This window comes from Collimonas sp. (assembly GCF_044339385.1).
In the GTDB taxonomy this organism is placed as follows: Bacteria; Pseudomonadota; Gammaproteobacteria; order Burkholderiales; family Burkholderiaceae_D; genus Collimonas.
This window is the reverse complement of sequence record NZ_JBIIVN010000102.1, coordinates 1-9,376: the sequence shown is the minus strand read 5'-3', so window position 1 is coordinate 9,376 and position 9,376 is coordinate 1. Positions and strand designations below refer to the sequence as shown.

Here is a 9,376-nt window from a genome sequence, read left to right as displayed (position 1 = left end):
AACTCCGCCGTGTACATCTGTTTTGGTATCTTCTTCATTGCTGGTCTTTCCAAAGGATCGTTGATTTTACGTTACCTATGGAAGACTAAATTTCGGGGGAAGCTCATGGCGGAAATTTTAGCATTGATGATTGTGCTTAATGATTGTGCTTAATGATTGTGCTTAATGATTGTGCTTAATGATTTTGCTTAATGATTGCGTTTGATTATTGGGTTGGATTATCGGGTTTGTTTTGCCAGACCTTCAAGAATCGGGCAGTCGGGCCGGGCGTCGCCGTGGCAATGGCTGGCCAGTTGTTCTAGCGTTGCTTTCATCGTTTGTAGCTCGCCAATCTTGCCATCCAGTTCCGCGATATGGGTCAGCGCCAGTTGCTTGACCTTGCTGCTGGAACGCGACTGATCGGCCCAAAGGCCGATCAGTTCGGCAATCTGTTTCATCGAAAATCCCAACAGGCGACTTTGACGAATGAAGCGCAGCAGGTGAATATCGCGCGCGTTGTAAGTGCGGTAGCCGGCATCGCTGCGTCTGGCTTGCGGAATCACACCGATTTCTTCGTAGTGCCTGATCATCTTGGCTGAGACGCCTGAGGCCAGCGCGGCATCGCCGATAGTCATGGCATTAACGGACATTTTCGATCTCCTTGGATATTGATGATGTCAACGAGTCGGATCGCCTCGCCGGCCGCCAGCGCTTCAGCAGCAAGGCGTTGCTGGCCACGCTGACGCTGCTGAAAGCCATCGCCGCGCCGGCCAGCACCGGGTTCAGGTAGCCCAGTGCGGCCAGCGGAATCCCAACCAGGTTGTAAATGAAAGCCCAGAACAGATTCTGGCGGATCTTGTAATAAGTGCGGCGCGAGATGTCGATGGCATCTGCCACCAGACTCGGATCGCCGCGCATCAGCGTGATGCCGGCGGCCTGCATGGCGACATCGGTGCCGCTCGACATGGCAATACCGACATCCGCGGCAGCCAGCGCCGGCGCATCGTTGATGCCGTCGCCGACCATCGCCACGACGTGTCCGCCGGATCTCAGCTCGGCGATGGTTCTGGCCTTATCGGCCGGCAGAATTTCTGCGTGGATCTCACGGATGCCTAACTGTTTGCCGACCGCATTGGCGCTGCCGCGATTGTCGCCGCTCAGCATGGCGACACGAATCGATAACTGCTGTAAGCGTTGCACAGCGCCGGCAGCGCTCGGCTTGACCTGGTCGCCGAAGGCCAGCAGACCGATGAGCAGCGGCGGCTTGCCATCTTGGGCTGCCGCCAGCCAGGAAATCGTGCGGCCTTCGGCTTCCAGTGTGTTGGCGTCGCTTGCGAGGCGGCCGAGTTCAACACCTAGCTCGTGCATCCAGCGTGAACTGCCCAGATAACATTGTTGGTCGCCGACGCTGGCTTGCACGCCGCGCCCGGCTACCGACTTCGCCTGGCTGATATCGGTTGCCGGTGCAATCGCTTGCAGTTTGGCGGCGGCCAGTACGGCGCGCGCCAGGGGATGTTCACTGTTACGTTGCAGCGCGGCGGCCAGCGCCAGCAGTATATCTTCCTGGCCGACGATGCTGGGGAGTGCGGCCAGCAGCGTCGGCTGGCCGATGGTCAGGGTGCCGGTTTTATCGAGGGCGACGATGCCGATTCTGTGGGCAATTTCCAACGCTACGGCATCCTTGATCAGGATCCCGTAGCGAGCGGCGATACCAGTGCCGACCATGATCGCGGTCGGCGTTGCCAGCCCCAGTGCGCATGGGCAGGCGATCACCAGCACCGCCACCGCGTTCAATACCGCTTGTTGCCAGTCGCCTGTGCTCAAGCCCCAGCCGAGCAAAGTCAGGGTTGCAATCACCAGTACCACCGGCACGAAAATCGCGCTGACCTGATCCACCAGGTGCTGGATCGGCGCCTTTGCCGCCTGCGCGTGTTCTACCATGCGGATGATGCGCGCCAGCGTGGTCTCGGCACCGATGGCCGTGGTGTTCACCAGCAGCAAGCCCTCACCGTTGATGGCACCGGCTGTGACGCGGTCATCTGCTTGCTTGGCCACCGGCAGGCTTTCGCCGGTCAGCAGCGACTCATCGACATGGCTTAGCCCGTCCGTCACCACGCCGTCTACCGCGATGCGTTCGCCGGCACGCACCACCACCAGGTCGCCGATCTGTAGTGCGGTGATGGCGATGTCGCGATCAACGCCATCGCGGCGCACCGTGGCGCGCTCCGGCCGCAGCGCGTTCAAGGCCCGGATCGCATCGGCGGTCTGGTGCTTGGCGCGGCCTTCCAGCCATTTGCCAAGCAATACCAGCGTAATTACTGCCGCCGATGCTTCGAAATACAGGTGCGTCATTGCGCCATGCTGCGATGATGCCGATTGCAACTGATATAGCGATAACCCATATGCGGCGCTGGTGCCAAGCGCCACCAGCAAATCCATATTACCGCTGCCGGTCTTCAACGCCCGCCAGCTAGCCTGGTAGAAACGTGCCCCAAGCCAGAACTGCACTGGCGTTGCCAGCACCAGTTGCCACCAACCCGGCAATGCCCATTTACTGCCGAAAAGCATCAGCAACATTGGCAGGATCAAGGGCAAAGTCAACAGCGTCGCCAGCGCGACCGGCCACCATCCTGGCAGCGCGCTCTTGGTTACCGGGGAGGCTGAGGTTGCAGTGGCCGCTGGAACTGTGGCGTCATAACCGGCAGCCTTGAGCGCAGCAATCAGGCTCTCTGACGGCACAGCGCCAGCAGTGGTCAGCGTGGCTTTTTCGGTGGCCAGGTTGACCGCCACGGTTCGCACACCTGCCACTTTATGCAGGGCTTTCTCAACCCGGCTAACGCACGATGCGCAGTGCATATCGGCGATATCGAGGATGATTTCTTGCTGCTTTATCTGGTATCCGGCTTGCTCTACGGCGCTCGCCAGTTGGCCAATCGCAGTGCCGGCGTCCGCCTGGACGGTGGCAAGTTCAGTCGCCAGATTGACGCTGACATCGCGCACCCCTGCGACCTTGCGCAGGGCTTTCTCGACATGGGAGACACATGACGCGCAGCTCATGCCGTCGATTGGCAGGCGGAATTCGCGCAGTTGGGGTAGGTTGGTGCCGCTCATGATGGGCTGTCTGGTGAGTAGAATATGTTGCAATGATGCGCCTTCCCATGATGGTAAGGTCAAGCGAAATTGTAACAGCCCGTGGCGCGGCGGGCAGTTGGGGGACGGCGAGCCAGTCACACCACGGCAGCGCCGTTGATCGCTGGAGTTGATGTTTTTTTACTATTTTCCCGGCTAATTTTGTCGACTATTTTTATCGGCTGGTTTTATCAACTGGCGCTTGACCTTGCCGCAATGGGAAGGTTTATAGTCGAGATCCTGAACCAACCCACCAATCAATCTAAGCGGGGCAGAAAAATGATTGAATTTAATGTGCAAGATATGACATGCGGCCATTGCGCCAGCCGCATAAGCAAAGCCATCAACGGCATCGATAGCAGCGCCAAGGTTGATGTCAGGATAGAAGGACGTAGCGTGTTGATCGAGAGCAAGGCATCACCAGATGAGTTGGCTCAAGCCATACGCGATGCGGGTTACACGCCTGTAGCGCCATGAGCACTAAGCCGGTGTAACCGCAGTTCTTGCGAGCCTTCTTTTTTGTGCTGAGTTGCGCTTGATATGAGCCGGGATTCAACCTAGTACGCGGCGCAGCCAATCTCCGATATCTGCAACTTCTTCCGCGCAAACTGAGTGCGGCATCATGTATTCATGCCACTCCACCGAATAACCAAGTTCCAGCAGCAGAGCGCGCGATTTTTCTGCGCGGTCGACGACCACTACCGGATCGACGCGACCGTGAGCCAGGAAAATCGGGGTATGCTGGTTGGCGGCGTGGCGCTCGGCGGCTATTTTCTCGCTAAGCGGCAGATAGCCCGACAGGCACATCAGGCCGGCCAGTTTTTGCGGGTAGCGCAGGCCGGTTTGCAGTGTCATCGCGCAGCCTTGCGAGAAGCCGGCGATGACGATCTTGTCGGCGTTGATGCCAAGCGCGATCTGCTGCGCGATCAGGGCTTCAATTTCTAACTGCGATTTGCGCAAGCCGACTTCGTCTTCGCGGCGCACCAGGTCGCTGCTAAAGATGTCATACCAGGCCGGCATCACGTAACCGTTGTTGACGGTGACTGGCATGCTTGGCGCGCTCGGGAAGACAAAGCGGATGCCGGGGTAGCCGCGCAGATCCAGTTCCTTTACGATCGGTACGAAATCGGAGCCGTCGGCACCAAGGCCGTGCATCCAGATGACGGCAGCGGTCGGCTTGTCTGAGGTAGAAATTTCCTGGGTTTTGAGCGTGCTAGACATGAGTTGTTCCGAAGAGGTGATAAAAGGTTGATCGTTGGTGGCGGCTCAGATCGCTGGCGGCTTTGCCGACCAGTTGGCCGATGGCGGCCATGGCGTGACATAGCGCAGGTGCAGCTGGAGTTAGCCGAGTTGTTGTTCGATTGCCGGCCGGGCGCAATTGGTAAGCGCCCTGGGTTCGTCCTGCTCGGTCTCGATGCGCAGCGATGCTCCGGCCAATTGCTTGACGCGTGCCGCAAACAGCAGATCGGCAGCGGTGCTGGTCGAGGTTAGACGGGTATGCGTTGAGCCGGTGCAGCGTTTGTGACGCTTGTCGGGCTGCGCTTGGCAGCACAACCAGCGGCACAACCGGCGGCACAATCGATGTCCCCAGCGGTAGGGCTGGTGTCAGACCGGAGTAGCAGCGGACCGTCGGCAGCATCAGGACTGTTTGCTAAAGTGGTTGGACGAAAAGAACGCCTATGCGCTGCCAGGTTTGAGCGCCGATTTCGGCCGGAGCGCCTTGCACACCGCATCGTTGGTTTCTATGTATGGGCCGCCGATCAGGTCTATGCAATAAGGTATCGCGGCAAATATGCCTGATACTTTTTGCTTGCCGTCGACATCCTTCAATCCCTCCAGAGTTTCCTTGATCGATTTTGGCTGGCCTGGCAGATTCAGGATCAGGGCCGCATGATCGGCGCTTTCGCGGATCACCGCAACTTGCCGCGAGAGGATCGCGGTCGGCACGAATTGTAGGCTGATTTGCCGCATCTGTTCGCCGAAGCCGGGCATTTCTTTGGTGCCTGCCGCCAGCGTGGCTTCCGGCGTCACGTCGCGCCGTGCCGGGCCGGTGCCGCCGGTGGTCAGCACCAGATGGCAACGTTGCCGGTCCACCAGCTCGATCAGGGTTTGTTCGATCAGCGCCTGTTCGTCGGCGATCAGCCGGGTTTCGACTTGCCATGGGCTGCTCAGTGCAGCGCCGAGCCATTCCTGCAGGGCTGGAATGCCCTGGCCCTGGTAGACGCCTGTGCTGGCCCGATCGGAGATCGACAGCAGACCGATTTTCAGGCTAGTTGTGCTCATCGTACTGATCTTCACTATCGTTCTCATCGTCCTGCCGGCCGTCGTCTTCGCCGTGGTGCGCGGAAGATTTTTGCAATTCCTTCAGCAACTGGAAAATTTCGCGATACGCCTTCGGCGGCTTGTTCTCAGCCTGTTCCTTGCGCGCATTGCGGATCATCGTGCGTACCTGCTGCACGTCGAGTTCCGGGTGCTGGGCCAGCAATTCGGTCAGCGCACCGTCGTCTTTCAACAGGCGATCACGATGACGCTCCAATGCGTGCATGGCGGCGGTGTCGGCTTTCGACAGGCCGCGCCAGCTATCCAGAGTTTTCTGGATTTCAGCAATTTCGCGCGGCTCCAAACTGCGCATTTTCTTACCGACGTATTGCGTCTGGCGGCGGCGTCCTTCGTGGTCTTTGATCTGCTGGCATTCGAGGATGGCGTCGCACACATCTTCCGGCATCGGCACCCGTTTGACGCGGTCGCGCGATTCTGCAATCAGCTCTTCGCCGAGCTTCTGCAATGCAGTCATCTCACGCTTGAGCTGGGACTTGGAGGGACGGTCGTATTCTTGTTCGAACTCGCTGGACTGAAAGCCGCAGGAGCCCCGATTGGGATTTGGCATGATGTTAAGGGTACTTCCATACTGTAAACGACTGCTATGATAACCCTTTTATCCTTTATTCAAAGAAAACCGACCCATGAGCGACTCCGTATTCATTCATAGCCAAGAGCAGTTGCAACAACTTGCGCAGGACGTATTGCGTTACGCGCGGGAAAAAGGAGCCTCCGGCGCCTCTGTCGAGATCAGTGAAGGCAGCGGGCTCTCTGTCGGTGTGCGCAAGGGCAGCGTCGAGACTATCGAGCAAAACAAGGACAAGGGCATGGGGGTCACCGTGTACCTGGGCGAGGACGGCCACACCCGGCGCGGCAATGCCAGCACCTCCGATTTTTCCGCCAAGGCGTTGCAGGATACCGTTGAGGCTGCCTACAACATCGCTCGCTTCACTGCTGAAGACGATTGTGCCGGCTTACCAGATGTTGATACTTTGGAAATGAGCCCGTTAGATTTGAAATTATGCTCGCCGTGGCTGATTTCGGCGCAAGAAGCTGTCGAATTGGCAAAACGTTGCGAAGCTGCCGCATTTGCAGTCGATAAGCGCATCACCAACAGCGAAGGCGCTGGCGTCTACGCCCAGCAATCGCACTTCGTCAGTGCCAACTCACGCGGTTTCATGGGCGGTTATCCGTTTTCGCGGCATACCATTTCAGTAGCGCCGATTGCCGGTAAAGGCGCCCACATGCAGCGCGACGACTGGTACTCGTCGATGCGCGACCCGCAGCAACTGGCGCAGCCGGAAGCGATCGGCCGTTACGCTGCGGAGCGGGCATTGGCGCGGCTTAATGCGCGCCAGCTCGATACCCGCAAGTGTCCGGTGTTGTTCGAGGCGCCGCTGGCGGCGGGGTTGTTGGGGGCCTTCGTGCAGGCGGTATCGGGCGGTGCGCTGTATCGTAAGTCGACGTTCTTGCTGGATACGCTGGGTAAATCGGTATTTGCGCCGCATATTCAGATCCTGGAAGATCCGCATGTGGTGGGCGCGGTTGGCTCGGCACCGTTCGACGAGGAGGGTGTCAAGACCCAGCGCCGTCAGGTGGTCAAGGATGGCGTGGTGCAGGGTTACTTCCTGTCGACCTATTCGGCTCGCAAGCTGGGCATGAAGACCACTGGCAACGCCGGCGGCTCGCATAACCTGAGCATGACGTCTTCGCTGACTAAATCCTCGGATAATTTCAAGGCGATGCTGAAGAAACTGGATACCGGCTTGCTGGTGACGGAACTCATGGGGCAGGGCGTCAATTACGTCACTGGCGATTATTCACGCGGCGCTTCCGGTTATTGGGTTGAGAGGGGCGTGATCCAGTACCCGGTCGAGGAGATCACGATTGCTGGCAACATGAAAGATATGCTGGCGCAGATCGTCGCCATTGGTGCCGATACGTTGATTCGCGGTACCAAGCAGACTGGTTCAGTGCTCATTGAAAGCATGACCGTGGCTGGAAATTGATTGGAATACTTCTGCTGAGGAGTCGCTTCGGGCGGTTCCGGTTATGTCTGAAATATGTCTCAGGCCGCACAATGTTGTGCCGTTAAGGTCTTTTTTCAGCGTGCCGAGGCGACGCCACTAAGCATCACGTTTATATAAGGTCTGCACGGCCCGGTCGAATTTTCGGCCGGGCCGCCCTTTATTGAGGCGCGATGCCAAGCGCTGGCAAAGCCGCTGCAGCAATAAGTACAGCTTTCTTGTGCGCCTGAGCTCTGTTTAGTGCGGTGCTCAGGATGAATATTGTTGATTTTTCCGTGGAATGGATTATTTCCATTTGAAGCCGTAGCCCGCGGTCAAACCCGTATTCCTTCCGGTTGTACTGATTCCTGCGCCCCAAGCACTATTACCGGTCTTATTAACCGCTTTAAATTGCAATGCCAGGGCAGTATACCCCTGGTAGGAGCCGATACCTGCGCCAAGCCCTTTCTCCCCAGCCTCTAACGATGGCATGACTGCTCCTGTCAATGCCATACTCATAGCAATACCGGAGTAAGCGACTCGCTGCACATCAGCAATTTGATTTTGCACGGCGTTGAGTTGCGAGACATTCACCGCGTCGGTGGCATTAATGCCCGGCGCCACATTGATGATTCTGCGCTCGCTGCCAGCAGAACCAACCGACAGCGTGTTGGCCTGGTTGGCCAAGGAATTGGCGCCTATCGTCACGGAATTATCCGCAATCGCCCGGGCGTTAGAGCCGATTGCCGTCGAGTTGTTCGCCGTCGCTTGCGCGCTGGCACCTACCGCTACCGTTTGGTTGCCGGTGGCGCGCGAACTCTGGCCGATAGCGACGGTAGGGTCGCCAGTGGCTTGGGCATCGTTCCCGATGGCGACCGAGCCGGCTTGCGAAGCGAGGGCGCGGAAGCCGACTGCCGTAGTATTGGTGTCGGCCGCTTGTGCATGCGAACCTAATGCGGTGGCGCCATCCTGGCTTGCCTGAGCGCACAAGCCATTGGCGCTAGCGTCGATGCCGTTGGCGATGCTGCAGGTGGCGGCGTTCACGTTATGGATGGTCGTGCCGGTGGCGCCGCGGGTTTGCACCGTCCCATCGCTGTTGGCGCTGCCGATCGTAGTGGTGCCAATCGTCGCGCCATTAGCCGCAGCGGCTTCAGATGCCGTCGTCAGTGGTGCCAAAGACGTTGATAATGCAGTTACACCCGAGAGGCTCACTGAGAGGGACGTCAGTTGTCCCAGTCCAGTCGATATTGATGCAACGTTAGTTGATAGCGAATTAATGTTGCTGGTGTTGGTGCCGATGCCGGTCGATAGCGAAGCGATGTTGCTGGTGTTGGTGCCGATGCCGGTCGATAGCGAGGCGATGTTGCTGGTGTTGGTGCTGATGCCTGCCGATAATGAGGTAATGTTGCTGGTGGTCTCATCGAGTCGAATCGAGGTTGAAGTCGACAGTGAATTGAGTTGACTGACATTGACGGCATCGGTCGGCGCCGTGCCCGCACTGAGGTCTGTGATCTTACCCGCTCTCATTGAAAGCGGCCCGCCAATAACAGACAGACGACTCGCATAAATGTCAACCCCTCCATTACCAACGTTGAACAACATCCCTGGATTGGTCGGATTAATAAAACCAGGTGTGCTTGCTATGACTACGCCAGGATTTGTATTCAATGTACCTTGGCAGGTCGTTGATATTGAGGCGCCGTCCGATAAGTAAGCAGTACCAGCAGCAGCACCTGCGCCATCACAAATGCTTATCCGCTGGGCGAATATGTCTGTCGATAAAAAAAGTCCAGCGAATGCGAATGCAAATGCACAGGTGCTGTGAGCTTCCCCCGAAATTTAGTCTTCCATAGGTAACGTAAAATCAACGATCCTTTGGAAAGACCAGCAATGAAGAAGATACCAAAACAGATGTACACGGCGGAGTTCAAGGAGCTAGCCGT

At 57.8% G+C, this 9,376-nt stretch carries 9 protein-coding genes; 2 read left to right on the top strand and 7 right to left on the bottom strand.

Annotated elements, in window-relative coordinates; all coding sequences use genetic code 11:
- Positions 1–218: 218 nt before the first annotated feature.
- Both cueR and ACIQ0R_RS08545 read right to left on the bottom strand, forming a co-directional pair.
- Entirely contained in the window at positions 219–614 is a 396-nt protein-coding gene (gene cueR, locus ACIQ0R_RS08550; RefSeq protein ID WP_395826190.1) for a Cu(I)-responsive transcriptional regulator, read from the bottom strand.
- Between the two features lie 4 nt (positions 615–618).
- Positions 619–3,090, bottom strand: a complete 2,472-nt coding sequence (locus ACIQ0R_RS08545) for a heavy metal translocating P-type ATPase (protein WP_395826188.1) — start codon at positions 3,088–3,090, stop codon at positions 619–621.
- Between the two features lie 135 nt (positions 3,091–3,225).
- Between ACIQ0R_RS08545 and ACIQ0R_RS08540 the strand changes: the two genes are divergently transcribed.
- A complete protein-coding gene (locus tag ACIQ0R_RS08540) occupies positions 3,226–3,585 on the top strand; it encodes a heavy-metal-associated domain-containing protein (protein WP_395826186.1) in 360 nt (119 codons plus the stop codon).
- Positions 3,586–3,660: 75 nt separating this feature from the next.
- Here ACIQ0R_RS08540 and ACIQ0R_RS08535 read toward each other — a convergent pair whose 3' ends face one another.
- The 4 genes from ACIQ0R_RS08535 to yjgA all read right to left on the bottom strand — a co-directional run bounded on the left by ACIQ0R_RS08535 (position 3,661) and on the right by yjgA (position 5,995).
- Positions 3,661–4,329: an alpha/beta hydrolase gene (locus ACIQ0R_RS08535; protein ID WP_395826184.1), complete on the bottom strand. Its 669-nt coding sequence runs from the start codon at positions 4,327–4,329 to the stop codon at positions 3,661–3,663.
- 120 nt (positions 4,330–4,449) lie between these two features.
- Positions 4,450–4,686 carry a hypothetical protein gene (locus ACIQ0R_RS08530; RefSeq protein ID WP_395826182.1) on the bottom strand — a complete coding sequence of 79 codons (237 nt, stop codon included), beginning with the start codon at positions 4,684–4,686 and terminating at the stop codon, positions 4,450–4,452.
- Between the two features lie 99 nt (positions 4,687–4,785).
- Positions 4,786–5,391, bottom strand: coding sequence for a molybdopterin adenylyltransferase (gene mog / locus ACIQ0R_RS08525; RefSeq protein ID WP_395826180.1), 606 nt, complete (start codon positions 5,389–5,391; stop codon positions 4,786–4,788).
- Positions 5,378–5,995 carry a ribosome biogenesis factor YjgA gene (gene yjgA / locus ACIQ0R_RS08520; protein WP_395826178.1) on the bottom strand — a complete coding sequence of 206 codons (618 nt, stop codon included), beginning with the start codon at positions 5,993–5,995 and terminating at the stop codon, positions 5,378–5,380. The genes mog and yjgA overlap by 14 nt, the downstream gene beginning before the upstream one ends.
- A 76-nt stretch (positions 5,996–6,071) precedes the next feature.
- Between yjgA and pmbA the strand changes: the two genes are divergently transcribed.
- Positions 6,072–7,436, top strand: coding sequence for a metalloprotease PmbA (gene pmbA / locus ACIQ0R_RS08515; RefSeq protein WP_395826176.1), 1,365 nt, complete (start codon positions 6,072–6,074; stop codon positions 7,434–7,436).
- Positions 7,437–7,739: 303 nt separating this feature from the next.
- On the opposite strand, the gene ACIQ0R_RS08510 is transcribed toward pmbA, so the two are convergent.
- Entirely contained in the window at positions 7,740–8,960 is a 1,221-nt protein-coding gene (locus ACIQ0R_RS08510; protein WP_395826174.1) for a YadA family autotransporter adhesin, read from the bottom strand.
- Between the last annotated feature and the right edge of the window lie 416 nt (positions 8,961–9,376).

Coding starts and splice junctions, on each gene's coding strand:
- cueR (WP_395826190.1), bottom strand. CDS start 614: ATGACTATCGGCGATGCCGCGCTGGCCTCAGGCGTCTCAGCCAAGATG.
- ACIQ0R_RS08545 (WP_395826188.1), bottom strand. CDS start 3,090: ATGAGCGGCACCAACCTACCCCAACTGCGCGAATTCCGCCTGCCAATC.
- ACIQ0R_RS08535 (WP_395826184.1), bottom strand. CDS start 4,329: ATGTCTAGCACGCTCAAAACCCAGGAAATTTCTACCTCAGACAAGCCG.
- mog (WP_395826180.1), bottom strand. CDS start 5,391: ATGAGCACAACTAGCCTGAAAATCGGTCTGCTGTCGATCTCCGATCGG.
- yjgA (WP_395826178.1), bottom strand. CDS start 5,995: ATGCCAAATCCCAATCGGGGCTCCTGCGGCTTTCAGTCCAGCGAGTTC.
- pmbA (WP_395826176.1), top strand. CDS start 6,072: ATGAGCGACTCCGTATTCATTCATAGCCAAGAGCAGTTGCAACAACTT.
- ACIQ0R_RS08510 (WP_395826174.1), bottom strand. CDS start 8,960: ATGAGAGCGGGTAAGATCACAGACCTCAGTGCGGGCACGGCGCCGACC.